Source organism: Halomonas sp. 1513 (assembly GCA_001971685.1).
Lineage (GTDB): Bacteria > Pseudomonadota > Gammaproteobacteria > Pseudomonadales > Halomonadaceae > Franzmannia.
Genome location: CP019326.1, coordinates 2267217 through 2292356, shown reverse-complemented (window position 1 = coordinate 2292356; position 25140 = coordinate 2267217). Strand labels below are relative to the sequence as shown.

Sequence of the window (25140 nt, the reverse complement as noted above, 5' to 3'; positions counted from 1 at the left end):
TCAGGCGCTGTCCTGCTGCTCCTGGGCTGCCATGCCGGCGCGGTAGTGAACGATGCGCCCACGGCCCGCGCGCTTGGCCACATACATCGCCTGGTCGGCGGCCTGGATCAGGTCCGCGGAGTTGACGAAATCGCCGTCCGCCAGGCTCACGACACCCATGGATGCACTGACGCGAATCTCGCTGTGGTCGCTGGTCATCGCCAGCTTGCGCGCTGCCATGTGCTGCTGCAGCGTATCGGCTAGACGTCTGGCGGCCTCGCGTCCGCCGCCCGGCAGAAACAGAATGAACTCCTCCCCACCGTAGCGCCCCCCCAGCACCTCGCGACTCAACAGCTCCCGTAGCAAGGCGGCAAAGCCCTTCAGCACCTCGTCGCCGAGCCGATGACCGTAGCGGTCGTTGAGCTGCTTGAAGTGGTCCAGGTCGATGAATACCAGGCTCAGCGACAAGCCTTGAACCAGCGCCTCACGGAAGTGCTGCTCGAGCAGCATTTCCAGGTGGGCGCGGTTATACAGCCCGGTGAGTGGGTCGTGGCGTACGCGCTGGTCGAGGTCGGCCTGGCGCTGGCGCAGTCGCTCGATCTCCAGGTGCTGGTCGAGCAGCTGCTGGCTGAGCTTGAGGTGGTGGGCGTGCAACTGCTGCTTGGCCACCAGCAAGGTGCGGGTGGCATCGAAATCCGGCGGGCAGCTGATGTGCATCAGCTCGGCGGTGGTCGGCAGCGTCTGCTGCAGGCCGCAGAGCAGCTCGATCAGGGTGTCGGAATCGATATTCAGCGCCGGCGCAACAAGCTGCAGGTCGCTGACCAGCGGCGGTTCGCTGTCATCGACCTGCAAAGCGTTGCTGCTCAGCCAGGCTTCGGCGAGCTGCCCCGAGGCATTGACGCAGCGCTGCTCGATGGTGACCTGATCCAGCGGCAGGTGACTGGCGGCAATGCCGGCCACCAGTCGCTCGGGCAACCCCCAGTGCTGGGCGAGCCAGGCACCCACCAGCGCATGATCACAGCCCCATGCCTTGCACTCGGCGGCGCTCAAGGCAGCGTGGCTGTCGGTGCTCGACAGCAGCGCGGCATAGCCCCTCGGCAGGCAGGCGTCCAGGGCCAGCATGCCGATATCCTGCAGCAGGCCGAGGGTGAAGGCGCGACCCGGCGAAGGGGCGTGCAGCGCTTTGGCCAGCGCATGGCCGATCAGGGCACTGATCAGCGCGCGATGCCAGAAGTGATCCAGATCCAGGCCGTGAGAGCGGCGCTGCTGACGATTGGCGAGGCCGAAGCCCAGTGCGACCGACAGGGTGGCGTCGACGCCCAGACGGGTGACGGCTTCATGGCAGGTCTCGGCGGGGGTGTCGTAGGCGTGGAAGACGCTGTTGGCCAGTCCCAGCATGCGCAGCGTCAGCGCCGGGTCGCGCTCGATGGCGGCGGTAAATTCCTGGAGATTGGCATCCTCGGCGTCGGCAAGCTCGATGATTTGCATCACCGCGGCCGGCAGCGAGGGCAGGGCACGATTGGCGCCGACCGCCTTGGCCAACGCCTCGGGGAGTAGCAGGGGGGCGGTATCCTCTAAGTGGCCGGCGGGCCCTGCAGCGCTGCGGGTGGCGCTGTCTTGTTCTGCGAAGTGGGGCATGCCGGTCTCCATCCTGGGCACTTGCTACAAGGCCAGGAGCAGCGCAGCACTAGAGCCACGTACCAGCCTGACAATTGTTAAGTCGACGTAACCGACTATTGATCAGGCGCTGCGTTGAGGTCAAGGCTGGGATCAGGCCTTTGAGGCGATTCCCGCCAGCCCCTTGCGCTTGGCCTGGCCGTCCGGCCCGTAGAGCGCCTTGCCGGCGGCTTCGTGCAGGAAGTTGAGCGTGCGCTGATTGTGATTGAGGCGGGTGGTGATCAGCTCGCCGTTCTGGGCGTTGAGGTGGCGGGCGCGTTCGGCACTGTCGCGCATGGCAAGCCAGGCGTGCAGGCAGTCGGCATCGCGGGCCGCGGCCTCGGCGCCGGGCAGCCCCTCGGCGTAACCGAGCTTGTGCTGGGCGCTGCGGCGCTGGCTCTCGAGCCGGTCGAGCTCATCGAACAGGGCCTGCTTGCCGGCCGCCAGCTCGTTGAGCTGCTGGCCGTCGACGCGTCCGGCACACAGCGCCTCACGCTCCTGCTCGAGCAGCGTGACCAGCGCCTCTAGGCGCTGCTGTTGGCGAGCGAGGTGGGCGGCCAGGCTCATGAGCGCGGCGTGCCGCTGTCGTGGCCGAGCATGTCGCGCACGCTGTCGATCAGGCCGTCGGCGATGCGTTCGGCACGGATGTCGAGCTTGCCGTCGCTGATCGCCTGGCGAATCTCCTCGACGCGGGCCATGTCGATGTCCTGGCCGCTGCTGGCGCCGGTATCGCTCAAATGCGTGACCGCCGCCGGGCTGCCGGGCTTGGCCGGGGCGTTGCCGGTGGCCGTCGCCTTGCTGGTGTTACCCGGCTCGCCTTGCTGGGGGCGCGCCAGGGGGTGGGAGCTATCGATTTTCACGGGAAGCCTCTCTCGCTCGTTCCTTTCCCCTAGTATCGGCGGGGATGGAGCGAACTTGAATACTATTTTGCCAATCGCTGCTGAGGTTAAAAATGGACGCTTAGCCGATTGCGGCCACTGACCTCGGCGTTGAGGATCTCGCGATTGGCGAGTCGCACGCGGATCTCGCGGCCCATGCCGCCGCTGTCCAGGGCTTGGCCTTCGCGGCTGACCGCAAAGCCGTCGCCTACCGCTTCGATACGCACCGAGGCGCCGCGTTCCACCAGGGTCACCTCGCGCAACTGCTGCGCCGTGATGGCGCTGCCGGCGCGCAGCGCACGGGCGCTCTCCTGGCCGATGACCTGATCGAGGTCGGTGATCACGCCGCGCGGCAGGCTGCCCAGTTCCGCTTCGCTGAGTTCCAGCATGTCGCTAGTGATCACGGTGCCGGCCGAGACGTCCTCACGCAGCACCACATAGTCACCGATCACCGCCACCGAGGCCTGCATGTAGCGCACCTGCTGGCCCTGGTCGCCGCAGCGCACCCCTACCGAGATTCGGCCCTGGGACAGGGCGCGCTCATTAGGAATAAACGGTTGCGGTGACTCGCACGCCGGCAGGTGCGCCGAGGGTGGATGCACTTCGATATGCACCTCGTTGCCCAAGTCCCGGCTGCGCTCATAGAGAAAGCCGTGGACCCGCTCGACCAGCAGCTGGCGCGAGGCCTCGGCGCTGGCCGACAGCGGCAGGGTCAGGCATAGCGCGGTGGTCAGCGTGGTGATGCAGACACGAAGGGAGCAGGCAAATGGCATGGTGACGTCCTCTGCGCAGCGCGCAGGCGAGATTGACCGAGGATCACGATTCTAGGCCGCCAGGCAGAAACACAACGTTCAAAATGACGCGAAAAGCGGTCCCTGTTCTTGCCTTTGTCCTGACAGCGGCTCCTCTATTCTCCACGCTGACCCAATACCCCAAGGGCCGCCAACGGCCATCGAGAAGGGAGGCTCAGCGGATGATCGACAAACTCTCGGGTGCCCTGAATTTTCATCAGGAAGCCCTCAATCTGCGCGCCGAGCGCCACGAAGTGCTGGCCGCGAATATCGCCAATGCCGACACGCCCAACTACAAGGCTCGCGACATGGACTTCTCCCGCGAGCTTTCCAAGGTGATGGAGAGCGGCAGGACCGGCGGTCAGGGCATGGCCCTGGCCACCACCTCGGCGCGGCACATTCCTGCCCAGGCCAGCGCACCGGCCGGCCAGGAGCTGCTCTACCGGGTACCGGACCAGCCAAGCCTGGATGGCAACACCGTGGACATGGACCGTGAGCGCACCCAGTTCGCCGATAACGCGGTGCGCTACCAAGCGTCACTGACCATGATCAACAGCCGCATTCAGGGCCTCAAGTCGGCCATGCAGCCCGAGTAACAGGAGCAGTCCATGTCGATGTTCTCCGTCTTCGATATATCCGGCTCGGCGATGAGCGCCCAGTCGCAGCGCATGAACGCCACCGCCAGCAACCTGGCCAACGCCGATAGCGTGGCCGGTCCCGACGGTGAGGCCTATCGTGCCAAGCAGGTGATGTTCGAGACCCAGGCCCAGGGCCGCCACGGCGTGGGCGGCGTGCGCGTCAGCGAAGTGGTCGAGGACCAGAGCCCGCTGCGCATGGAGTACCGTCCCGAGCACCCGCTGGCCGACGAGCAGGGCTATGTGCAGATGCCCAACGTCGAGCCGGTCCACGAGATGGTTAACATGATCTCGGCGTCGCGCTCCTACCAGGCCAACGTCGAGGTGATGAATACCAGCAAGCAGATGATGCTCAAGACCCTGACCATCGGGGAGGGCTGATCGTGTCCAACATCATCGATAGCAGCGTGATGAACAGCATGAACGCGACCGCCGGCAGCGGCAGCGCGCGCCAGTCGGAGGACCTGCGCGAAAACTTCATGACCCTGCTGATCACCCAGTTGCAGAACCAGGACCCGCTCAATCCGATGGAGAACGCGGAGATGACCTCGCAGCTGGCGCAGATCAACACCGTCAGCGGCATCGAGGAGCTCAACACGACCCTCAAGGGCATCACCGGCCAGATCGATGCCGGCCAAACCCTCCAGGCCGCGGGGTTGATCGGCCAGGGCGTGCTGGTGCCCGGCGACCGCATCCTGGTCGGCAAGGACGGCGCCACGCCGTTCGGCATCGAGCTCGGCAAGTCGGCAGACAACGTCAAGGCCACGATTCGCGACGGTGGCGGTCAGGTGGTGCGCAGCTTCGACATCGGTGCGGTGTCGTCGGGCGTCGAGTCGTTCGAATGGGACGGCAAGCTCGACAGCGGCGAGATGGCACCGCAGGGCGCCTACAGCATCTCCTTCGAGGCCACCTCGGGCGACGACAAGGTCGACACCAAGGCGCTCAACTATGCCGTGGTCAGCGGGGTATCCACTGACAAGAACGGCTCGCCGCGCCTCGACCTGGGCGGCATCAGTGAGCAGGCCAGCCTCGAAGACATTCGCCAGATTCTGCGCCTCTGAGCGCCCCATTCACGACACGCAGCGTAAAAAAATAGCCACCACACGGTGACACAGGGAGAAGGACCATGAGCTTTTCACAGGCCTTGAGCGGGTTGAACGCGGCATCATCTAGCCTCGGCACCCTGGGCAACAATATCTCCAACTCGCAGACCGTCGGTTTCAAGGGCTCGAGCACCCAGTTCGCCGACGTCTTCGCCGGCTCGGTAGGCCTGGGCACGCGGGTCTCGGCGACCGTACAGGACTTCACCGAAGGCAACCTCGAGTCGACCAACCGCAACCTCGACTTGGCGGTCAGCGGTGAGGGCTTCCTGCGCTACGAGCAGGGTGGCGAGATCGTCTACTCGCGCAACGGCCAGCTCAACCTGACCCCGGACGGCACCTTGGTCAACGCCCAGGGCGCGCAGCTGATGGGCTACGGCCTCAACGCCGCCGGTGAGGTGCAAGTCGGCGGCCAGCCGCAGGTGCTCAACGTCCCGGCCGACGAGATGCCGGCCGGCGCCACTGAGAACGTGCGCACCACCATCAACCTGGATTCGCGGGAGAATGCTGGTCAAGGTCTGAGTACCACCCAGGTTAACGGCGACGCTAACGAGATCGACTACCACTACTCGAATAACTTTACCGTCTACGACTCCCTGGGCAATCCGCGCAATGTGACGGTGTATTACGAAAAAATTGGTCAGGATGCCGATGAGGAAGGGCGCTTAGCTTTCTCCGATGGTGACGAGGTCTATTATCTTGGTGAAGGTGAATATTATGACGAAGACGGCAATCTGCTGGACGCCGCCGATCAGCCTGACCCCAATGATTTGTCCCCATTCCCTGCTGGTTCCAACACCTGGGATGCCAAGGTGGTAATGGACGGCTACTACAGTACCGCCAATGATTTCCGGGTCTCGTTCAACAACAACGGCACCTTGGCTGATGGCGCCCAGCAAAACATCGGCTTTGATGATAACTCCCCGCTAGGCAACGACCCCGAGCCACTGAATTTCGAACTCAACCTGGCCGGCTCCACCCAGTTCGGTAACGACTCCACCACCAGCGCCCTGACCCAGGATGGCTTCACTTCCGGTGCCCTGGTCGGCATTACCTTCGAGAACAACGGCACCATCATGATGAACTACGCCAACGAGCAGTCTCGGCCCGCCGGCCAGATTGCCCTGGCGTACTTCCGCAACCCCGAAGGCCTGCAGCCCAACGGTGACAACGGCTGGACCGCCACCAACGCCTCCGGCCAGGAGCTGGTGGGTGCGCCGGGTACCGGGATGTTCGGTTCCATCGAATCCGGGGTGGTCGAGATGTCCAACGTCGACATGGCCAAGCAGCTGGTCGACATGATCGTCTCCCAGCGCGCCTACCAGGCCAACTCCCAGACCATCAAGACCCAGGACGAGATCCTGCAGACCGCCATCAACCTGCGTTGATGACGCCTCGGGGAGAGTGAACCATGGATCGCATCCTATATACCGCCATGAGCGGCGCCAAGCAGAGCCTCGATCAGCAGGCGGTGGTCAACCACAACCTGTCGAATGCCGCCACCGCCGGTTTCCGCGCCCAGCTGCACGCCATGCGCGCGGTGCCGGTAGAGGGCGACGGCCTGCTGGCAACGCGCACCTCGGTGGCCGCCACCACGCCGGGTTCGGACTTCTCTCACGGCCCGGTGAGCACCACCGGGCGTGAGCTCGATGTGGCGGTGGAGGGCAACGGCTGGCTGGCGGTGCAGACCGACGACGGCGGCGAGGCCTACACCCGCCGCGGCGATCTGCAGGTCGACGGCAACGGCATGCTGACCAGCGTCGGGCGCCCGGTGATCGGCGACGACGGCCCGATCATCGTGCCCCTCGAGGCCAGGCTGTCGATCGGTGCCGACGGCACCATCAGCGCCATCGGCCCCGGCGAAGATCCCACGGCGCTGGTGCCGGTGGGTCAGCTCAAGCTGGTCGACCCCGAGGACCAGACCCTGACGCGCGGCGACGACGGCCTGTTCCGCTTGCCGCCCGGCGATGACGGCGAAGTGCCGATCCTCGCTGCCAACCAGGACGTGCGCGTGGTCTCCGGTTCGCTCGAGGGCAGCAACGTCAGCGCCATCGAGTCGATGGTGGCGATGATCGATACCCAGCGTCGCTACGACATGCAGATGAAGGTGATCGACAGCGCCGACGAGAACGCCCAGCGCGCCAACAACCTGCTGTCCATTCAAGGCTAAGGAAACCTCTCATGATCAAATCGCTGTGGACCGCCAAGACCGGTCTCGAGTCGCAGCAGGTGCAGATGGATGTCATCTCCAACAACCTGGCCAACGTCGGCACCAACGGCTTCAAGCGCTCGCGGGCGGTGTTCGAGGACCTGCTGTACCAGAACCTGCGCCAGCCCGGTGCCCAGAACGATATCCAGAATGCCCTGCCGTCGGGCATGCAGGTCGGCTCCGGCGTACGCCCGGTGGCCACCGAGCGACTGCACAACCAGGGCGGCCTGGAGCAGACCGAGAACTCCCGCGACCTGGCCATCAACGGCAACGGCTTCTTTCAGGTCTTGATGCCGGACGGCAACACCGCCTACACCCGCGACGGCAGCTTCCAGCTCGACCAGAACGGCCAGATGGTTACCGCCAACGGCTACCCGGTGGAGCCGGCGATCATCCTGCCCGAGAACGCGCTGTCGGTCAGCGTGGGTGAGGACGGTATCGTCTCGGTGACCCAGCCGGGCACCAGCCAGAGCCTGGAGGTCGGCCAGCTCAGCCTGGCGACCTTCGTCAACCCGACCGGCCTGGAGAGCATCGGCGGCAACCTCTACCTCGAGACCACCGCCTCCGGTCCGATGAACGAGACCATGCCGGGCATGAACGGCGCCGGCCGGCTGATGCAGGGCTACGTCGAGACCTCCAACGTCAACGTGGTGGAGGAGATGGTCAGCATGATCCAGACCCAGCGCGCCTACGAGATCAACAGCAAGGCGGTGCAGACCAGCGATGAAATGCTGGCGCGCCTGAGCCAGCTGTAAGCGATACCCGGAGAGAGCATGAAACGGCACACGTCCTCATCGCGCCCCTGGCGGCTGCTCGGCGCGCTACTGCTGGTCGCCATCGTGACCGGCTGCGCGCAGATGCCGCGCCCGTCGGTGGTCGGCGAGCAGGAGCAGGTCAACATCGCTGACCGCCCGCCACCCGAGCCCAACGGTTCGATCTACCAGCCGACCCGCGGCCATCACCCGCTGTTCGAGGACCGTCGTCCGCGCATGATCGGCGACATCCTGACCATCGTGCTCGATGAGGAAGTCAGTGCCAGCAAGAACGCCCAGAGCAACGCCGGGCGCAGCGGCTCGGCGGGGCTGTCGTTCCTCGAGTTGCCCGACGTGCTCGAGCAGCTCGCCGACTACGGCTTCGACGTGTCCGGCAACAGCGATTTCTCCGGCGGCGGCGGCTCGGAGGCCAACAACTCCTTCACCGGCACCATCACCGTGTCGGTGCTCGAAGTGATGCACAACGGCAACCTGCGGGTGCGCGGCGAGAAGCAGATCGCCATCAACCAGGGCGTCGAGTTCATTCGCTTCTCGGGTGTCGTCAACCCGCGCACCATCACCGGCCAGAACACCGTGCCCTCGACCCAGGTTGCCGATGCACGCATCGAGTACGTCGGCGACGGCTATATCAACGAGGCGCAGCACATGGGTTGGCTGCAGCGTTTCTTCCTCAACGTTTCACCTTTCTAGCGGAGCCGAGTGCCGATGAAGACGTTCCTGCGTGGCAGCCGCATTCTGCAAGCCCTGATGCTGGCCCTGCTGCTGGCCATGGTGACCAGCCCGGCGCAGGCCGAGCGGCTGCGCGAGCTGGCCGACTTTGCAGGCGTGCGCGACAACGCCCTGGTCGGCTACGGCCTGGTGGTGGGCCTCGACGGTACCGGCGACCAGACCATGCAGGCGCCGTTCACCGGACAGAGCCTGACCAACATGCTCTCGCAGCTGGGCATCACCGTGCCGCCGGGCACCAACATGCAGCTGCGCAACGTTGCCGCGGTGATGGTCACCGCCGACCTGCCGCCGTTCTCGCGGCCCGGCCAGCGCCTCGATATCAACGTCTCCTCGGTGGGCAACGCGCGTAGCCTGCGCGGCGGCACCCTGCTGATGACGCCGCTCAAGGGCGCCGACGGTGATACCTACGCCATCGCCCAGGGTAACCTGCTGGTCAGCGGTGCCGGCGCCGAGGCCGGCGGAGCCAGCGTGCAGATCAACCAGCAGGCCGGCGGACGCATCAGCGGCGGCGCCATGGTCGAGCGCGAAGTGCCGCTGCAGCTGGGTGCCAACGGTGGTGTGCTCGACCTGCAGCTCAAAGAGTCGGACTTCGGCACCGCGCGCCAGGTGGTCGAGGCCATCAACCGCGACTTCGGCTGGCCGGTGGCTGCCGCCCAGGACGGCCGTACCATCCGCCTGCAAGGGCCGGCCGACCCCAACGACAGGGTCAACTTCATGGCGCGGGTCGAGAACCTGCGGGTCACGCCCAACGACGTGCCGGCCAAGGTCGTGGTCAACTCGCGCACCGGCTCGGTGGTGCTCAACAGCGCGGTGACCCTGCGCCGCGCCGCGGTGGCCCACGGCAACCTGTCGATCATCATCGACACCCAGTTCCAGGTCAGCCAGCCGGCGCCGTTCGGCGAGGGTGAGACGGTGGTGGTGCCCGACACCGACATCGCCGTCGAGCAGCAGGAGGGCGCCCTGATGATGGTCGAGGGCGCCGACCTCACCGACGTGGTCAACGCCCTCAACGCCCTGGGCGCCACACCCAACGACCTGATGGCGATCCTCGAGGCGCTCAAGGCCGCCGGATCGCTGCGCGCCGAGCTGGAGATCATCTGATGAGCAACGATCTCGGCGGCCAGTTCGCCCTCGACATGCAGGGCATTCAGCGCCTGCGGCATACCGCCAGCCGCGACCCCAACGCCGGCCTCGACGAAGCCGCCAAGCAGTTCGAGGCGCTGTTCGTACAGATGATGATGAAGAGCATGCGCGAGGCCACGCCGCGCTCGGACCTGCTGCACAGCCAGCAGACCGAGTTCTACGAATCGCTGCTCGACCAGCAGTGGGCGCAGCACCTCTCTGGCCGCGGCATCGGCCTTGCCGAGCAGCTGGTCAACCAGCTCGAAGGCCGCGGCATGGTCCCCGCGCGTGAGCAGGCCGACAGCGAGGTCGACTCGCTGATCGCCGGGATTCCCCGCGGCACGCCGCGGGTCCTAAGCGATGGTCTGAGCGCCGGTAACCTGCCCGGTGATGCGCCCACTGAGCGCGCAGACAAGTCGGCCGGTGTGGCGCCGCCGGGCAGCTTCCTGGATGCCCTCGATCTGCAGCGCGGCGCTCAGCGTGACGCTGCCGAGCCCACGGAAGCCACGGCGCGCGCCGAGCGCAGCGAGCCCCGCGGCGACCGGCCCGACCACGTGCGCGCCTTCGTCGACGAGCTTTCCGCCCCGGCCCAGGCGGCCAGCCGGGTCACCGGCGTGCCGGCCGAGCTGATCCTCGCCCAGGCGGCGCTGGAGACCGGCTGGGGACGCCACGAGATTCCCGATGCCCGCGGTGGCAACAGCCACAACCTGTTCGGCATCAAGGCTGGCAGCCGTTGGCAGGGTGAGACCACCGATATCACCACCCACGAATACATCGACGGCCGGCGCACGCGGATCACCGACACCTTCCGCGTCTACGACTCCTTCGAGGAGGCCTTCACCGACTACGCCGGGCTGATCGGCAACAACCCGCGCTATGCCGGCGTGGTCGAGGCGCCCAACGCCCAGCAGGCCGCTCGTGCGCTGCAGCAGGGCGGCTATGCCACCGACCCGGCCTATGCCGACAAGCTGGTGTCGATCATGAATACCCTGGGACCGATCGACGCCGCCGGCCCGACCCTGGCCAGCCGCGAGGCGCCGGCCAGCGGCAGTATTTTCGCCCCGGGCAACAGCTGGTTTTGATTAAAGATGTGAGCGGCGGTGCCGATATAACAAGCATTGGCTTAAGGGAACGGAATCATGAGCATTTTTTCGATCGGCTTGAGCGGGCTGAACGCCGCTCAGAACGCCTTGAACACCACCAGCAACAACATCAGCAACGTCTATACGCCGGGCTATAACCGCGAGCTGACGCTGCTGGGCGAAGGCGGTGCGGCGGGTGGCGTGAAGGTCAACGATATCCAGCGCCAGTTCAACCAGTACGTGGCCGACCAGCTCAACGCCGCGACCAGTTCCTCCAGCGCGCTCAAGGCCTATCAGAGCCAGGTCAGCCAGATCGACAACCTGCTCGCCGACCGCGAAGCCGGCCTGGCGCCGCTGATGCAGAACTTCTTCTCGGCCATGGAGGACCTGGCCGGGTCGCCGTCCGACCCCGCCGCCCGCCAGGGTGTGCTCGGCGCCGCCGACACCATGAGCGCCCAGTTCCGCTCCTTTGATCGTTATCTGGAGGACATGCAGCGCGGCGTCAACGGCCAGATCAACGACGAAGTTACCCAGATCAACAACCTCACCGACCAGATCGCCGGCTTGAACAAGGAGATCGCCCTGGCCCGTGCGCGCACCGGCGAGGCGCCCAACAGCCTGCTCAATCAGCGTGATGAGGCGATCGCCGATCTCAGCAAGCGCATGAACGTGCGCGTCAATATCCAGGACGGCAAGACCTACAATATCTCGCTGCCCAACGGCCAGCCGCTGGTGTCGGGCACCAACCAGTTCAATCTCGAGGCCATCGAGTCGGCCAACGACCCGCAGCGCATGGTGCTCGGCTACCGCGACGGTAACGGTAGCGTCTCCCAACTCAATGAGGGCGCGGTGACCGGCGGTACCCTCGGCGGGCTGATGACCTTCCGTGCCGAGACCCTCGACAAGACCCAGAACCAGATCGGCCAGCTGGCGGTCTCGCTGGCGGCGGGCTTCAATGAGCAGCACCGCCTGGGTCAGGACCTCAACGGCGAGCAGGGCGAAGACTTCTTCAATATCGGCCAGCCCCAGGCCTACGCCAATGAGCGTAACGCCGGCGATGTCGAAATCGCTTCGACCCGCTTCGGCGATCTCGACGACCTGCGCGCCACCGACTACACCGTGCGCGTGACCGATGCCGCTGCCCCGGAATTCGAAGTTGTTCGCAAGGACAATGGCCGGGTGGTCGACCATGACTTTGAACCAGGTACCAATGAGCTCAGCTTCGGCGGCGTGGTGATCGGCTTCGGCGACGGCGATTTCGCCAACGGCGACCGCTTCGAGGTGCAGCCGGTGCGCCGTGCCGGGGCCAGCATGGAGACCCGGATCAACGACCTCGACAAGATCGCCGCGGCGAGCTTCGTCGAAGCGAATGGCGATATGCCGATCAGCGGGATGAGTGCCGAGAGCGGGGCTTTGCAGAATATCGGCGCTGAGGGTTTTAGCCTTACCGTTGGCGAAGACGGTGCGCTGACGTTCGATGATGATGGTGCCATTGAGGTAATGCGTAATGGCGAGCCCATGACGACTGGTGAGACCGCTGAGGCCGGCGATGTACTGACCATCGACGGCGTCACCTTTACCCTCGGCGATATCCAGGAAGGCCAGACCCTGACCCTCGACGCCGCGCCTCCCGGCACCGGCAATAACCGCAACGCCCTGGCCATGCAGGGCCTGCAGGATGTCTCGCTGGTGGGCGGTACCTCCAGTGTCAGCCAGGCCTACGGCTCGATGGTCAGCGACGTGGGCAACCGCACCAATATCGTCCAGGTCAACCTCGACGCCCAGCAGGGCCTCACCGACCAGCTCAAGGCCGTGCAGCAGTCCGAATCCGGGGTCAACCTGGACGAAGAGGCCGCCAACCTGATCCGCTACCAGCAGTACTACCAGGCCAATGCGCGGGTCATCGACATAGGCTCGTCGCTGCTGGATACCATTCTGGGCCTGCGTGCCTGATTCGTTTAGGAGTTAACCGCAATGCGCGTCAGCACCGTGACCATGTTCGAGCAGAGCGTCTCGAGCATGAACCGCCAGCAGAATGATTTCATGAAGGTCGGCCAGCAGATCGCCTCCGGGCGCCGCGTGGTCAACCCCTCGGACGACCCCCAGGCCGCCTCGCGGGCGGTGGGTGTCGACCAGTCCAAGGCGGTCACCCAGCAGCACATGGATGCCCGGGTCAGCGCGCGAAACTCGCTGTCCCAGGAGGAGAGCATCCTCAATAGCGTCAGCGACGCCATCGCCAGCGCCAAGACCCTGCTGATCCAGGCCTCCAGCGACACCCTCAGCGACGTCGACCGCCAGTCAATCGCCAGCGAACTGCGCGGCATCTACGAGACCGTGATCGGCCAGGCCAACGCCACCGACGGTAACGGCCGCTACCTGTTCGGCGGTTACCAGGACAGCAGCCCGCCCTACGTGCGTGAGGCGGATGGCTCGGTAAGCTATGTCGGCGACAACAACGTACGCGAGCAGCGTATCGACTCCTCGCGGCTGATGCCGGTGGCCGACAACGGCAACAAGATCTTCGCCAGCGTGCCCAGCGGCGCTAAGTACATCACCCAGATGGGCGACAATGACGGCAGCCTGATCGTTGGCGGGCCCACGGTAGTGGACTCATCCAACGACGGCTATGGACTGCAGTACCGCATCGAATTCAGCGTGGATGGCGAGGATGCCACCTATACGGTCTGGCAAGGCGATGAGGAGATAGAGACCGAGGATTACGTTCCCGGCGAACAGATCCGCTTCGGCGGTCTGAGCGTGACCCTCAGCGGTGAGCCGGCCGACGGCGACAGCTTTACCCTGGGCCGCGCCACCGAAATGGACCCCAATCTGTTCAAGACCTTTGAGAACGCCTTGGCGGTGCTGGAGAATCCCGCCGAAAACGCCCAGGACAAGGCCGCGCTGCGCAACACCCTCAACACCTCGATGCGCGAGCTCGACAACAGCCTCGACAACGTTCTCACCGTACGCGCCTCGGTGGGTGCTCGGCTCAACGAGCTCGACGTGGTCGACTCGGTGGGCAGTAACCGCATGCTCAACTACGAGCAGACCCTCTCCGACCTGGTCGACCTCGACTACGCCCAGGCAATCTCCGAATACAGCCTGCGCCAGGTCGGCCTCCAGGCCGCGCAGAAGGCCTTCGTCGACATCCAGGGGATGTCGCTGTTCGATCGTCTCTGAGTGGTGTGTGCCGCTCTCTTCACCGCTGCCTCGGCAGCGGTTTTTTTATGCCTCGTTCAGGTCACCACGCGCAGACACTGTCCAGCGTGGTATAGCGTGAAGCCACTTTCATAAGCGGCGCTCCTCAGCCGTCGTGCGCTGACCGGAGTGTGACGCTTGAGCGGTAGCGGTAGCAGGGCATCGTCGTCATGGGCGATATAGTGGGCGAAGCCCTTGCCGACCACGCTGCCGGTGGTGAGGCCGCGGCCGTTGTAGCCGCTGGCAGCGAGAATGCCCGGCTGGGGTTCGAACAGGCGCAGGGTGTGGTCGGGGGTGAACCCGATGCGCCCGGTCCAGGAGGTTTGCCACTCGACCTTGCCAAGGTCGGGGAAGTAGCAGCGCTGGATGCGATTGGCCCACTGCTCGAGATAGGCCTTCGGGCGACCTTCCCCCCGGCCCAGGCTGCCAAGGATCAGCCGCCCCTGGTCATCACGGCGGATGCTGCTGAGCACCATGCGCGTGTCCCAGGCGCCCTGGCGCTGCGGCAGAATGCGTTCGGCGGCGTCGCCCTCAAGCGGCTGTGAGGCGACCTGGAAGAAGTGCCCGGGGAAGAAATGGCGCTTGACGTAGTTCCACTCGTCGCAGGTGTAGGCGTTGGTGGCCAGCACCACCCGGTCTGCGGTTACCGCGCCACGTGCGGTGGACACCCGCCAGCGGTCGCCGTGGCGGGCAATGCCGGTGGCGGCGCTGTAGGTGAACAGACGCGCACCTTGCTCCGCGGCGGCACGCGCCAGGCCGCGGGTATAGGCGGCCGGGTTGAGCGTGCCGGCCCGCTCGTCGAGCAGTGCCGCCTGGATTCGAGTGGTGCCGGTAAGCGCATGACATGCCTCATCCTCGACCAGCGTTACCGGGGCGCCGCGTGAGGCGAGCTGGTCGTGGCGTCGCGCCAGTTCACTGCAGCCCTTGGTGCTGTGGCCCAGGTGCAGGGTGCCGGTCCGCGTTGCGCTGCAGTCGATGGCGTAGCGCTCGATGATGTCGAACACCGCCGCCGGTGCGGCGCCGAGTATCTGATTGACACGTTCGCCGTCGGCCTTGCCCAGCGCCTCGACGATATCGTCCGGCGGGATCCATAGCCCGGCGTTGACCAGGCCAACATTGCGTCCCGAGCCGCCGCTGGCCACCGACTCGCCGGCCTCGAGCAGTACGCTATCGATACCCAGCTCGGCAAGATGCAGGGCGGTGCTGAGGCCGGTGATCCCGGCCCCCACGATGCACACCCGAGTCTCGATGGCCTCCTCCAGGGTCGTCGTTGGCGGCGCTGTTTCGCGGGCAGTGGTCTCCCACAGGCAGCGTGTTTGCATTCCGGTCTCTCCTTGCCGCGGTGCTATCAGGATGAATGGCCGCTGGCCGGCGTATAGGCGGTATCGCCCGATGCATCGGTTGTGTTCTGAGCCTGCTGCGGATCCGTTTCGCGCGGGATGAAGTGGCCGGTTAGCCCCCACAGCAGACCGAACAGCGGCGATAGCCAGCAAGCGAAGGCGAACGGTGCATAGACCAGGGTCGGCACGCCGATGGTCGAGGCCACGAAACCACCGCCCATGTTCCATGGAATCAACGGTGAGGAGAGCGTGCCGTTGTCCTCGATAGCGCGCGACAGCGTGGTGGTCTTGTAGCCCATCGCCTGGTATTGGCCCTTGAGCAGACGGCCGGGCAGCACCAGCGTGGTGTAGACGTCACCGATGATAGTGCTCACCGCCAGCGTGGTCCCCGAACTGGTCGCTACCAGGCTGAAGCGGCCGCGTATCAGGCGCATCAAACGCTGGATGATGGCGTCAATGGTGCCGTAGGCCTCGAGCATGCCGGCGAAGCCCAGCGCGAAGAAGGTCAGCTTGACCACCCAGGTCATCGACAGCACGCCGCCGCTGCTCAATAGCTCGTCGATGGCGCCGCTGCCGGTATCGCTGGTGTAGCCGTTCTGCATCACATCGAACACGGTGTGCAGGCTCTCGCCCTGGATGCCGATGGCTACCAGGCCGCCGAGCGCCGCGCCGGTGAAGATGGTGGGGAAGGGCGGCAGCTTGGCCAGTGCCATGCCGATCACCACCACCGGTGGGATCATGGTGATCCACGACAGGCTAAAGGTATCCGCCAGGGTGTTGCGGAAGGTAGTGATATCGGTGGTGCGTTCCAACTGGTCGGCGTAACCGGCACCCAGCCAGGCATAGAGGATCAGCGAAATCACGATGGCCGGCACGGTGGTGGCCATCATGCTCTTGATATGGCTCCACAGGTCGGTTTCACATACCGCCGGGGTCAGATTCGTCGTCTCAGACAGGGGCGACATCTTGTCGCCGAAGAAAGCACCCGAGACCAGCGCACCGCCGGTCAGGTACATGGGGATGCCGAGTCCCTCGCCAATGCCCATTAGCGCGATGCCCAGGGTGCCAACGGTGCCCCAGGAAGTGCCGGTAGCCAGCGAGACCAGCGCGCTGATTAGGCAGGTAGCGACCAGGAACACAGACGGCGAGATCATCTGGAAACCGTAATAGATCAGCATCGGCACCGTGCCGGACAGGATCCAGGTCCCGATCACCATGCCCACTGCCATGAGGATGAAGATCGCCGGAATGCCGATCTTGACCACCTCGAGCATCGAGGCTTCCATCTCGGTCCAGCGGATGCCGCGCAGGCGGCCGAAGAAGGCGCAGACCATGATGCCGCAGGCCAGCGGGATGTGCGGCGTAAAGTCAGCGAAGACGAAGAATTGCAGAATCAGTACCGCGGTGGTGACCAGCAGCGGCAACAGCGCCATCAGCAGCCCGGGAGGCGGGCCGATACGAATGTCGTCATGCATGAGGTGCCTTCCTTGTTGTGATTGTCGCGAGGGTCAGGCAAGCCCCCGTCAGGCAGACGGGGGCGTGGGCGGTTTAGTCGAACTTGATCCCCTGTGCCAGCGGCAGTTCGCGGGAGTAGTTGACGGTGTTGGTCTGACGACGCATGTAGGTCTTCCAGACATCGGAGCCCGACTCGCGGCCGCCGCCGGTCTCTTTCTCGCCGCCGAAGGCGCCGCCGATCTCGGCGCCGCTGGGACCGATATTGACGTTGGCGATACCGCAGTCGCTGCCTGTATCCGAGACGAAGGTCTCTGCCTCGCGCACGTCGGTGGTGAAGATGCACGACGACAGCCCCTGGGGCACGTCGTTGTTGAGGGCAATGGCCTCATCCAGCTCGCGGTAGCTCATGACGTAGAGAATCGGCGCAAAGGTCTCGTGCCTGACCAGGTCATTTTGCTCGCGCATCTCGACGATGGCCGGCGACACGTAGTAGCCCTCGGGGTGGGTATCGCTCAGTTGGCGCTCGCCGCCAAACACCGGTGCGCCCTGGTCGCGGGCCTTGGCGAGTACGCCCTGCATGGCATCGAAGGCCTGCTGGTCGATCAGTGGCCCGACCAGCTTGCCTTCCAGCGGATTGCCGATGGAGACCCCGGCATAGGCCTTCTTGAGCCGCGAGACCACCTCGTCCTTGATCGACTCATGGACGATCAGCCGGCGCAGCGTGGTGCAGCGCTGCCCCGCGGTGCCTACCGCCGAGAACAGGATGGCGCGGGTGGCCATGTCGAGATCGGCACTGGGTGCCAGGATCATGGCGTTGTTGCCGCCCAGCTCGAGGATGCTGCGCCCAAAGCGCGCGGCGACCCGTGGCCCTACCTCGCGGCCCATGCGGGTACTGCCGGTGGCACTGACCAGAGGCACCCGAGGGTCATCGACCATCTGCTCGCCGGCCTCGCGCTCGCCGATGATCACCTGGCTCAGGCCCTGTGGAGCCTCGTCGCCAAAGTCGACCATGGCGCGCTCGAGCAGCGCCTGGCAGGCCAGGGCGGTCAGCGGGGTCTTCTCGGAAGGCTTCCACAGCAGACTGTTGCCACACACCAGTGCCAGAGCGGCATTCCAGGCCCAGGGCGCCACCGGGAAGTTGAACGCGGTGATCAGCCCCACCGGCCCCAGCGGGTGCCAGCTCTCGCGCATATGGTGACCGGGTCGCTCGGAGGCGATGGTCAGGCCGAACAGCTGGCGCGACTGGCCCACGGCGAGATCGCAGATATCGATCATCTCCTGCACCTCGCCCAGCCCCTCCTGGAGGATCTTGCCGCACTCCCAGGTCACCAGTGCCCCCAAGTCATCCTTGTGAGCGCGCAGCTGTTCGCCGAACAGGCGTACCAGCTCGCCGCGGCGCGGGGCCGGTACCTCGCGCCAGGCAAGGAAGGCGGCCTCGGCGGCCGCGATCTGCGCCTCGACCTCACTGGCTGAGGCCGATTGGACACGGCCAATGACGCTGCCGTCGATGGGGGTGGTGACGGCCAGATTGCCGTCACGGTAGGCATCGGCGCTGACGCCAAGGCGCTGCATGATATCGTCGATCATTCTTGCTCCTATCATTGTCGTTGAGTGCAAAAGCCTGAATCGAGTATCACCAGCATGGTTAGGCACCGGCAAACGATGTTTAATATAGATATCATTCCCTATTTTCATGACCTGTGGAGGCCCAATGAATCGCCGCCATCTCCCTTCCCTGGCCGGCCTGCAGTGTTTCGAGGCCGCCGCCCGGCATCTCAGCTTTACCCGCGCCGCTGCCGAACTGAGCTTGACCCAGAGCGCGGTGAGCAAGCAGGTAGCCCAGCTCGAATCGGTACTCGAGCATCCGCTGTTCCGGCGTATCCGCCGCCGCTTGCATCTCACGCCGGAGGGCGCCGTCTACCTCAGCGAGGCGCGCAAGATCCTCGCCCAGGTCGAGATGTCGACGCGCTACATGCAGTCCTATGGCGGTGAGAGCGATGTGCTCAATGTGGCGACCCTGCCGACCTTCGGTGCGCGCTGGCTGATCCCGCGCCTAAACGGCTTCCGTTTTCGCTACCCGCAGATCAACCTCAACATCAGCAACCGGGTCGAGCCCTTCGACCTGCAGCAGGAGCGTATCGACGTGGCGTTCTTCTTCGGTCACGGCGCCTGGCCGCGGGCCGAATGCGTCAAGCTGCTCGATGAAGAGATGGTGGCGGTGTGCTCCCCTCAGGCGTTGCAGCGTGTCACGATCGAGCGTCCGCTGGATGTGACCCAGCTGGTGCTGCTGCAGAGCGCAACGCGGCCGGAAGCCTGGCACGACTGGTTCGAGGCCCAACAGCAGTACACCGAGCACAGCTACCACGGGCCGCGCTTCGATACTTTCTACATGGCGCTGCGCGCGGCTCAGGCAGGGTGTGGCGTGGCGCTGGTACCACGGTTCTTGGCCGAAGAGGAACTTCAGGAGGGCAAGCTGGTGATGCCCTGGCCGTTTGCCCTGACCAGTCGCGATAGCTACTACATGGCGTATCCCGAGCACATGGCCGAGCTCTACAAGGTGCGCTCGTTCATCGACTGGATCGGTGAGCGAATCGCAGCACCGGCGGCTACGCCGGCAACGTGCTGAGGATATGCTCGACGAAGCGTCGCACCTTGGCCAGTTCGCCGAGGTGTTCGGGGTAGACGAGGTAGTAGGCGCTGGCGCTGCGCAGGCGGTGGGGGGCGGCAACGGCGAGGCGCCCGCTATCGAGCTCCTCGTCGACCGTGAAACGTGGCACCAGCGCCACGCCGCCGCCGGCCATGGCGGTGCGCACCAGCATCGGGAAGGTCTCGAAGCGGGTGCCGTGGTAGCTGCGGTCGGTGCCGATGTGCTGCTCGGCGAACCACTGGTGCCAGGCGTCGGGGCGGGTCGAGAGGTGCAGCAGCGGCAGCTCGGTGAGGTCGCTGGCCGAAGCCGGCGCGCGGGCTGACAGCAGCGCCGGGGCGGCCACGGCGACCATCTCCTCGTCGGCAAGCTTGTGGCACTCAAGGTCGGGCCAGCTGCCGTGGCCGTAGAAAAACGCCACGTCGATGTTCTGCTGCTCGAGGTCGAAGTCCTCGACGCGGTCGTGGAATTCCAGGCTGATGCGCGGGTTGGCGGCCAGGAACGCCGGCAGCCGGTCGGCCAGCCAGCGCGTGCCGAAGCTCGGCAGGGTCGCCACCTTGAGCACCTCGCTGTTGCCGCTGTAGGTCATGATGGCGTGGGTCGACATCTCGATCTGCGCCAGCACCTTGCGCACGTCGCTGAGGTAGATCGCGCCCTCCGGCGTCAGCACCAGGCTGCGTCGCACGCGGCGAAACAGCTTGTGCTGCAGGTGGGCTTCCAACTGCGCGACCTGCTTGCTCACCGCGCTCTGGGTCAGGCTCAGGGCCTCAGCGGCGCGAGTGAAGCTCTTGTGCCGCGCGGCGGCCTCGAAGCACTGCATGGCGGTGGTGGAGGGAAGGTTGCGAGACGCCAAGCGCGGTGCTCCGGAGTGCTGGCCGGCCACTCCGGCGCGTTGGCGCCGGAGTGGCCTGAGAGGCGGTGATTGGCTCATGTGGCGGGCTTGAGGGCGCCGCTATCCGGCCGCCGCTGCTGCAGCCAGCCGATCAAGGCCATGGCGATCAGCCCGGCCCCGCTGGTCAGCAGTTCCGGTACCACCATGGCCAGGCCAGCGGCCAACATTACCAGACGCTCCCAGGGCAGGGAATCCCGCACGAAGTAGCCGATCAACCCGCTACTGACCCCCATGATACCCAGCAACGAGAACAGCACCGCGCTTGCCAGTCCCAGCGGCGTCACATCGACCATCACCAGCATCGGGTTGAAGATGAAGGCGTAGGGAATGATGAAGGCGCCGATGGCCAGCTTGACGGCGGTAAAGCCGGTCTTCATCGGATTAGCACGGGCAATACCGGCACCGGCAAAGGCGGCCAGGCAAACCGGCGGCGTGATATCGGCGATAATCCCGAAATAGAACACGAACAGATGCACCGCCATGGGCGGCAGGCCGAACTCGTTGATCAGCGCCGGGGCGGCGATGGTGGCGGTGACCACATAGTTGGCGGTAGTCGGCAGCCCCATGCCCAGCACGATGCAGGCCACCATGGTGAACAGCAGGGCGAGGATCAGCACGCCGTCGGCGAGGCTGATGATGCCGGAAGCGAACTTCGAGCCGAGGCCGGTCATGCCCACCACGCCGGCAATGATTCCGGCGCACGCCACGGCGGCGATCACCGGCAGTGCCACCCGCGCGCCCTGCTCGAAGATCGTCAGCACCTTGCGCAACGACGGGCGTGTCTCCTTGCGGATCAGGCTGACCGCAAAGGCGCAGGCGATCCCCAGTAGGGCGGCGCGCTGGGCGGTGAAGCCCACCATGATGGTGCCGACGATAACCAGCAGCGGCAGAAGCATATAGCCCTTCTCCAGCATCAGCCTGCGCTTGCTGGGTAGCTGATCCTTGGGCATGCCGAGGATGCGGTGGCGCTTGGCCTCGAAGTGCACGCCGATGAAAATACCGGCGAAGTAGAGCAGCGCCGGGATCAGCGCCGAGACCATGATTTCGCGGTATGACACCCCGACGTACTCGACCATGATGAAGGCCGCCGCCCCCATCAGCGGCGGCATGATCTGGCCGCCGGTGGAGGCCGAGGCCTCGGCGGCGCCGGCCACCTCCGGCTTGAAGCGGGCGTTCTTCATCATCGGAATGGTGAACGAGCCCGAGGCCACGGTGTTGCCGATCGAGCTGCCCGAGATCATGCCCTGAAAGGAGCTGGCCATCACCGCGGCCTTGCCGGCACCACCGGTAAAGCGGCCCGTCATTGCAAAGGCCAAGTCATTGAAGAAGCGCCCCACGCCGGTGTGCATCAGCACCACGCCGAAGAACAGGAACAGGAAGATAAAGCGCGCCGAAATCTGTAGCGGCGTACCGAACACCCCGCTTTCACGGAACCACAGGTAGGGCGAGACCTGGGTAAAGGAGAACCCGGGATGGGAGAGAATCTGGCTGGGAATCAGATTGCCGAACAGTGCGTAGAGGATCGCGCAGCTGGCCATGATCACGATGGGGATGCCCACGGTACGGCGGGTCGCCTCGAGGACGAACAGCACGCCCAGCGCCGCGATGGTGAGGTCGAAGCTCGAATAGCCGGTGACCCGGGCGCGCAACACCTCCTCGTAGAAGAGGATCTTGTAGTAGGCGGTGAAGGTGGCCACGAAGGCGAGTATCACGTCGTACCAGGGAACGTGCTGGCGGCTGCCGCCGCGGGTAGCAGGAAACAGGATGAAGATCATGCCCAGCGCCAGGCCCAGATGGACCGCGCCCTGCTGCTGGGAGGGCAGGGTGCCGAAGTAGCCGGTATACAGGTGAAAGCAGGTGAGTGTGATACCCATCAGCGTCACCAGCCAGCCCCACTTGCCGAGCTCGGTGCGCGTATTGGATTCGCGGTCGTACTTTTCTAGCAGTGATGCGTCGTCAGCGGTTTTTTTTTAACCACGGTAGCCTCGCAGAAACAGGCGCTGCCGGGCGCGGTGCCCGGCAGCGATCGTGAAGAACGGATCAGTTGCCGATCTCGTCGAGCGACGTGATGCCCGAACGCTCACGGGTCACGATCTGAATCACCTCGGGGTAGATGTGGCCGATGAAGGCCGCGTTCTCGACCTGGCCACCGTCGAACTCGCCGCGGCCTTCCACGGCCTCGCGAGCCGGCGCGTGCACCGTCATGCCCAGGTCCATGCTGCCATCGCGGATGCTGACCATGTTCTCGATCGAGGCGCCGGTCTCGATGTTGGTGAAGTTGGCGTCGTCCAGGTAGCGGTTCCAGATGGTCGCCATCTCGCCACCCAGCGGGTAGTAGGTGCCGCCCTGGCTACCGGTGCCGAGGATGAACTCGCGCTTCTCTTCGACCTCGCCGAGCTCGGCCACCGGGTTGTCGACGGTCAGGCCCTGCTCCTCGTAGTAGCGCTTGGCGCCGGGGTGGATCGGCAGGTCGTCGGCGCCGTTGAGGGCGTTCTCGAGGGTCATGAACGCCGACTGGGAGTGGGTGTTCTCCTCGGCGTGTTCGACCATCAGGCGTGCCAGCTCATAGCCCAGCTCTTCATCGATGGTATGGGTGTTGCCCATCAGGATGGCGTAGGCGGTGATGGTGGTGACGTCCTCGTCGAGGAACTCGTAGCTGTCGCTGGGAATGGTGAAGCGCTGGTAGTCGCTGTTGGCCTCGATGTAGTCGATAGCGTCATCGCTGAGGCTCAGCATGCGGGCATCGCCGCTCGAGGCCTGCAGGTTCTCGATGCTGCCCGAGGGCAGGCCGAGAATGCCGATGGAGATATCGATGTTGCCATCCTGCACGCCGTCGAGGGCCGCGCCGAAGCCTTCCTGATAGGTGCTGTAGTCGTCTTCGCCAATGCCGTAGGCGTCGAAGATCAGCTGCGACACGCTCTGGGTAGTGCTGGCCGGCGGGCCGATGGCGATGTTCGGTGTGCTGGTGCCGTCGCTGCCGCAACCGGCCAGCAGAGCGCCTGCCGCAGCGCCGAGTGTTGCCAGGGGAATTACGCGCTTCATGTCGTCTCCTGTTCACTTGCCTGTGGTTGTTGTATGCCGTGGCGCCTACCGTCTTCGCGGTGGTTGGCCCGGATCCACTGTTGGGCGGCCATTGTTGTCGCCCGCGGCATATCAGGCAAAAGAAATTTAGTCTCCTTTGTATTCCATTTTTTCCTGCCTGGTGCTGATGGTGTCTGCGGCAGGCCTGACGCCGGTATCACCTTGAATAAACGGAATGCATAGCGCGCTTTTTTTCGTTTGAGACGTGGGGCGGGCTCTGCTCTGATAGCGGCACGAGTGAATGCCGCAGCAGGAGGATGGAGAGGGCATGGAGTTACCCTTTGTCAGCGAGTCGATGGGCGTGGTGCACCCCATCTGTGTGGAGCAGGGCCGCAATGCCGAGGTGTGGGACGAGCAGGGGCGGCGCTATATCGATTTCGTCGGCGGCATCGGCGTGCTCAACCTCGGGCACTGCCATCCGGTCATCGTCGAAGCCGCTGGCGCGCAGCTCGCCAAGCTGACCCACTCGGCGTTCAACGCCGTACCGCACCGCGGCTATCTGGACGTGGTCGCGGCGCTGCAGGACTTCGTGCCGGTCAGCTACCCGCTGAGCTGCATGCTCACCAACAGCGGTGCCGAGGCCACCGAGAACGCCCTCAAGGTGGCGCGCGGGCACACCGGGCGCCAGGCGGTGATCGCCTTCGATGACGGCTTCCACGGCCGCACCCTGGCGGCGCTCAACCTCAACGGCAAGGTCGCGCCCTACAAGCGCCGGCTCGGTGCGCTGCCGGGGCCTGTCTACCACCTGCCGTTCCCCAGCAGCGACGGCGGCATCAGCGCCGAGCAGGGCCTGGCGGCATTGGCACGCCTGTTTGAGGTCGAGGTGCCAGCGGATGAAGTGGCCGCCATCGTCGTCGAGCCGGTGCAGGGCGAGGGCGGCTTCCGGCTGCTCGACCGCGACTTCGCCGCCCGGCTGCGTGCCGAATGCGACCGCCACGGCATCGTGCTGATCATCGACGAGATCCAGTCCGGCTTCGGCCGCAGCGGCACGCGCTTCGCCTTCTCTCACCTGGGCATCGAGCCCGACCTGCTGCTGATGGGCAAGAGTATCGCCGGCGGCCTGCCGCTGGCCGCGGTGGCCGGGCGCGAAGTGATCATGAACGCCCTGCCCAAGGGCGGGCTGGGCGGCACCTACTCCGGCAACCCGGTGGCCTGCGCCGCCGCCAGGGCGGTGATGCAGATCATGGCCGAGTCGCGCCTGAGCGAGTGGAGCGAGCGGATCGAGGTGGCCATCGTGGATGCGCACCGGCGCTGGCAGGCGAGCGGCCGCTTCCCGATGCTGGGTGAGCTGACCGGCATCGGCGCCATGCGCGGCATCGTCTTCCACGACACCGCTGCGGCCAGCGGCAGCCAGCACCTGGCCGCGCTACTGGTCAAGGCTCGTGAGCAGGGCCTGCTGCTGATGCCCAGCGGACGCCACAAGAACGTGCTGCGTCTGCTGATGCCGCTGACCATCGAAGCCGAGCGGCTCGACGAAGGCCTGGCGATTCTCGAACGTGCCCTCGAGTCGCTGGCGGCCTGAGCCGCTGGCCCAGATCCTTCTATGCTAAGAACATATCGGCCACAGGAGGCCCAG

At 65.4% G+C, this 25140-nt stretch carries 23 protein-coding genes; 13 read left to right on the top strand and 10 right to left on the bottom strand.

Annotated elements, in window-relative coordinates; genetic code table 11:
- From BWR19_10310 to BWR19_10295, 4 genes are all read right to left on the bottom strand, one after another.
- On the bottom strand, nt 1-1617 hold the full coding sequence (locus BWR19_10310; protein APX93292.1) for a hypothetical protein: 1617 nt from the start codon (nt 1615-1617) through the stop codon (nt 1-3).
- 132 nt (nt 1618-1749) lie between these two features.
- Complete coding sequence (locus tag BWR19_10305) at nt 1750-2202, bottom strand: flagellar protein FlgN (protein APX93291.1); 453 nt, start codon at nt 2200-2202, stop codon at nt 1750-1752.
- Nucleotides 2199-2495 (bottom strand): flagellar biosynthesis anti-sigma factor FlgM, encoded by a 297-nt coding sequence (locus BWR19_10300; GenBank protein APX93290.1) that lies wholly within the window; start codon nt 2493-2495, stop codon nt 2199-2201. Before BWR19_10300 ends, BWR19_10305 begins: the two co-directional genes overlap by 4 nt.
- A gap of 86 nt (nt 2496-2581) precedes the next feature.
- Nucleotides 2582-3286, bottom strand: coding sequence for a flagella basal body P-ring formation protein FlgA (locus BWR19_10295; protein APX93289.1), 705 nt, complete (start codon nt 3284-3286; stop codon nt 2582-2584).
- Nucleotides 3287-3486: 200 nt separating this feature from the next.
- On the opposite strand from BWR19_10295, the gene BWR19_10290 reads away from it, so the two are divergent.
- The 11 genes from BWR19_10290 to BWR19_10240 all read left to right on the top strand — a co-directional run bounded on the left by BWR19_10290 (nt 3487) and on the right by BWR19_10240 (nt 14134).
- On the top strand, nt 3487-3900 hold the full coding sequence (locus tag BWR19_10290; GenBank protein APX93288.1) for a flagellar basal body rod protein FlgB: 414 nt from the start codon (nt 3487-3489) through the stop codon (nt 3898-3900).
- A 12-nt stretch (nt 3901-3912) separates the two neighbouring features.
- Nucleotides 3913-4320, top strand: coding sequence for a flagellar basal body rod protein FlgC (locus BWR19_10285; protein APX93287.1), 408 nt, complete (start codon nt 3913-3915; stop codon nt 4318-4320).
- Between the two features lie 2 nt (nt 4321-4322).
- Complete coding sequence (gene flgD, locus BWR19_10280) at nt 4323-5000, top strand: flagellar basal body rod modification protein (GenBank protein APX93286.1); 678 nt, start codon at nt 4323-4325, stop codon at nt 4998-5000.
- Between the two features lie 65 nt (nt 5001-5065).
- Entirely contained in the window at nt 5066-6427 is a 1362-nt protein-coding gene (flgE, locus tag BWR19_10275) for a flagellar hook protein FlgE (GenBank protein ID APX93285.1), read from the top strand.
- Nucleotides 6428-6450: 23 nt separating this feature from the next.
- Nucleotides 6451-7209, top strand: coding sequence for a flagellar biosynthesis protein FlgF (gene flgF / locus BWR19_10270; protein ID APX93284.1), 759 nt, complete (start codon nt 6451-6453; stop codon nt 7207-7209).
- A gap of 11 nt (nt 7210-7220) precedes the next feature.
- Nucleotides 7221-8003, top strand: a complete 783-nt coding sequence (locus BWR19_10265; protein APX93283.1) for a flagellar basal-body rod protein FlgG — start codon at nt 7221-7223, stop codon at nt 8001-8003.
- Between the two features lie 18 nt (nt 8004-8021).
- Nucleotides 8022-8711 (top strand): flagellar basal body L-ring protein, encoded by a 690-nt coding sequence (gene flgH / locus BWR19_10260; protein APX93282.1) that lies wholly within the window; start codon nt 8022-8024, stop codon nt 8709-8711.
- Between the two features lie 15 nt (nt 8712-8726).
- Complete coding sequence (locus BWR19_10255; protein ID APX93281.1) at nt 8727-9851, top strand: flagellar biosynthesis protein FlgI; 1125 nt, start codon at nt 8727-8729, stop codon at nt 9849-9851.
- Nucleotides 9848-10954: a flagellar rod assembly protein/muramidase FlgJ gene (locus tag BWR19_10250; GenBank protein ID APX93280.1), complete on the top strand. Its 1107-nt coding sequence runs from the start codon at nt 9848-9850 to the stop codon at nt 10952-10954. Before BWR19_10255 ends, BWR19_10250 begins: the two co-directional genes overlap by 4 nt.
- Nucleotides 10955-11011: 57 nt before the next feature.
- Nucleotides 11012-12907: a flagellar hook-associated protein FlgK gene (locus BWR19_10245; GenBank protein APX93279.1), complete on the top strand. Its 1896-nt coding sequence runs from the start codon at nt 11012-11014 to the stop codon at nt 12905-12907.
- Between the two features lie 21 nt (nt 12908-12928).
- The gene (locus tag BWR19_10240; protein ID APX93278.1) at nt 12929-14134 is read left to right on the top strand and encodes a flagellar biosynthesis protein FlgL; all 1206 of its coding nucleotides are present in this window, start codon (nt 12929-12931) and stop codon (nt 14132-14134) included.
- Nucleotides 14135-14190: 56 nt separating this feature from the next.
- Here BWR19_10240 and BWR19_10235 read toward each other — a convergent pair whose 3' ends face one another.
- The 3 genes from BWR19_10235 to BWR19_10225 all read right to left on the bottom strand — a co-directional run bounded on the left by BWR19_10235 (nt 14191) and on the right by BWR19_10225 (nt 18534).
- On the bottom strand, nt 14191-15474 hold the full coding sequence (locus BWR19_10235) for an FAD-dependent oxidoreductase (protein APX93277.1): 1284 nt from the start codon (nt 15472-15474) through the stop codon (nt 14191-14193).
- A gap of 26 nt (nt 15475-15500) precedes the next feature.
- Nucleotides 15501-16967, bottom strand: coding sequence for a Na+/H+ antiporter NhaC (locus BWR19_10230; protein ID APX93276.1), 1467 nt, complete (start codon nt 16965-16967; stop codon nt 15501-15503).
- Nucleotides 16968-17040: 73 nt separating this feature from the next.
- Nucleotides 17041-18534, bottom strand: coding sequence for an aldehyde dehydrogenase family protein (locus BWR19_10225; protein APX93275.1), 1494 nt, complete (start codon nt 18532-18534; stop codon nt 17041-17043).
- A gap of 124 nt (nt 18535-18658) precedes the next feature.
- Between BWR19_10225 and BWR19_10220 the strand changes: the two genes are divergently transcribed.
- On the top strand, nt 18659-19573 hold the full coding sequence (locus tag BWR19_10220; protein APX93274.1) for a LysR family transcriptional regulator: 915 nt from the start codon (nt 18659-18661) through the stop codon (nt 19571-19573).
- Here the strand turns inward: BWR19_10220 and BWR19_10215 are convergent.
- The 3 genes from BWR19_10215 to BWR19_10205 all read right to left on the bottom strand — a co-directional run bounded on the left by BWR19_10215 (nt 19554) and on the right by BWR19_10205 (nt 23525).
- The gene (locus BWR19_10215) at nt 19554-20444 is read right to left on the bottom strand and encodes a LysR family transcriptional regulator (GenBank protein APX93273.1); all 891 of its coding nucleotides are present in this window, start codon (nt 20442-20444) and stop codon (nt 19554-19556) included. The two genes, BWR19_10220 and BWR19_10215, sit on opposite strands and share 20 nt — an antisense overlap.
- A 74-nt stretch (nt 20445-20518) precedes the next feature.
- The gene (locus BWR19_10210; GenBank protein APX93272.1) at nt 20519-22429 is read right to left on the bottom strand and encodes a C4-dicarboxylate ABC transporter; all 1911 of its coding nucleotides are present in this window, start codon (nt 22427-22429) and stop codon (nt 20519-20521) included.
- 94 nt (nt 22430-22523) lie between these two features.
- A complete protein-coding gene (locus BWR19_10205) occupies nt 22524-23525 on the bottom strand; it encodes a TRAP ABC transporter substrate-binding protein (protein APX93271.1) in 1002 nt (333 codons plus the stop codon).
- 307 nt (nt 23526-23832) lie between these two features.
- Between BWR19_10205 and BWR19_10200 the strand changes: the two genes are divergently transcribed.
- Entirely contained in the window at nt 23833-25086 is a 1254-nt protein-coding gene (locus BWR19_10200; GenBank protein ID APX93270.1) for a 4-aminobutyrate aminotransferase, read from the top strand.
- Nucleotides 25087-25140: the final 54 nt, after the last annotated feature.

Excerpts from the sequence above, each read along its gene's own strand:
- BWR19_10310 (APX93292.1), bottom strand. The coding sequence starts at position 1,617 with ATGCCCCACTTCGCAGAACAAGACAGCGCCACCCGCAGCGCTGCAGGG.
- BWR19_10305 (APX93291.1), bottom strand. The coding sequence starts at position 2,202 with ATGAGCCTGGCCGCCCACCTCGCTCGCCAACAGCAGCGCCTAGAGGCG.
- BWR19_10295 (APX93289.1), bottom strand. The coding sequence starts at position 3,286 with ATGCCATTTGCCTGCTCCCTTCGTGTCTGCATCACCACGCTGACCACC.
- BWR19_10290 (APX93288.1), top strand. The coding sequence starts at position 3,487 with ATGATCGACAAACTCTCGGGTGCCCTGAATTTTCATCAGGAAGCCCTC.
- BWR19_10285 (APX93287.1), top strand. The coding sequence starts at position 3,913 with ATGTCGATGTTCTCCGTCTTCGATATATCCGGCTCGGCGATGAGCGCC.
- flgE (APX93285.1), top strand. The coding sequence starts at position 5,066 with ATGAGCTTTTCACAGGCCTTGAGCGGGTTGAACGCGGCATCATCTAGC.
- flgF (APX93284.1), top strand. The coding sequence starts at position 6,451 with ATGGATCGCATCCTATATACCGCCATGAGCGGCGCCAAGCAGAGCCTC.
- BWR19_10265 (APX93283.1), top strand. The coding sequence starts at position 7,221 with ATGATCAAATCGCTGTGGACCGCCAAGACCGGTCTCGAGTCGCAGCAG.
- flgH (APX93282.1), top strand. The coding sequence starts at position 8,022 with ATGAAACGGCACACGTCCTCATCGCGCCCCTGGCGGCTGCTCGGCGCG.
- BWR19_10255 (APX93281.1), top strand. The coding sequence starts at position 8,727 with ATGAAGACGTTCCTGCGTGGCAGCCGCATTCTGCAAGCCCTGATGCTG.
- BWR19_10245 (APX93279.1), top strand. The coding sequence starts at position 11,012 with ATGAGCATTTTTTCGATCGGCTTGAGCGGGCTGAACGCCGCTCAGAAC.
- BWR19_10240 (APX93278.1), top strand. The coding sequence starts at position 12,929 with ATGCGCGTCAGCACCGTGACCATGTTCGAGCAGAGCGTCTCGAGCATG.
- BWR19_10235 (APX93277.1), bottom strand. The coding sequence starts at position 15,474 with ATGCAAACACGCTGCCTGTGGGAGACCACTGCCCGCGAAACAGCGCCG.
- BWR19_10230 (APX93276.1), bottom strand. The coding sequence starts at position 16,967 with ATGCATGACGACATTCGTATCGGCCCGCCTCCCGGGCTGCTGATGGCG.
- BWR19_10225 (APX93275.1), bottom strand. The coding sequence starts at position 18,534 with ATGATCGACGATATCATGCAGCGCCTTGGCGTCAGCGCCGATGCCTAC.
- BWR19_10220 (APX93274.1), top strand. The coding sequence starts at position 18,659 with ATGAATCGCCGCCATCTCCCTTCCCTGGCCGGCCTGCAGTGTTTCGAG.
- BWR19_10205 (APX93271.1), bottom strand. The coding sequence starts at position 23,525 with ATGAAGCGCGTAATTCCCCTGGCAACACTCGGCGCTGCGGCAGGCGCT.
- BWR19_10200 (APX93270.1), top strand. The coding sequence starts at position 23,833 with ATGGAGTTACCCTTTGTCAGCGAGTCGATGGGCGTGGTGCACCCCATC.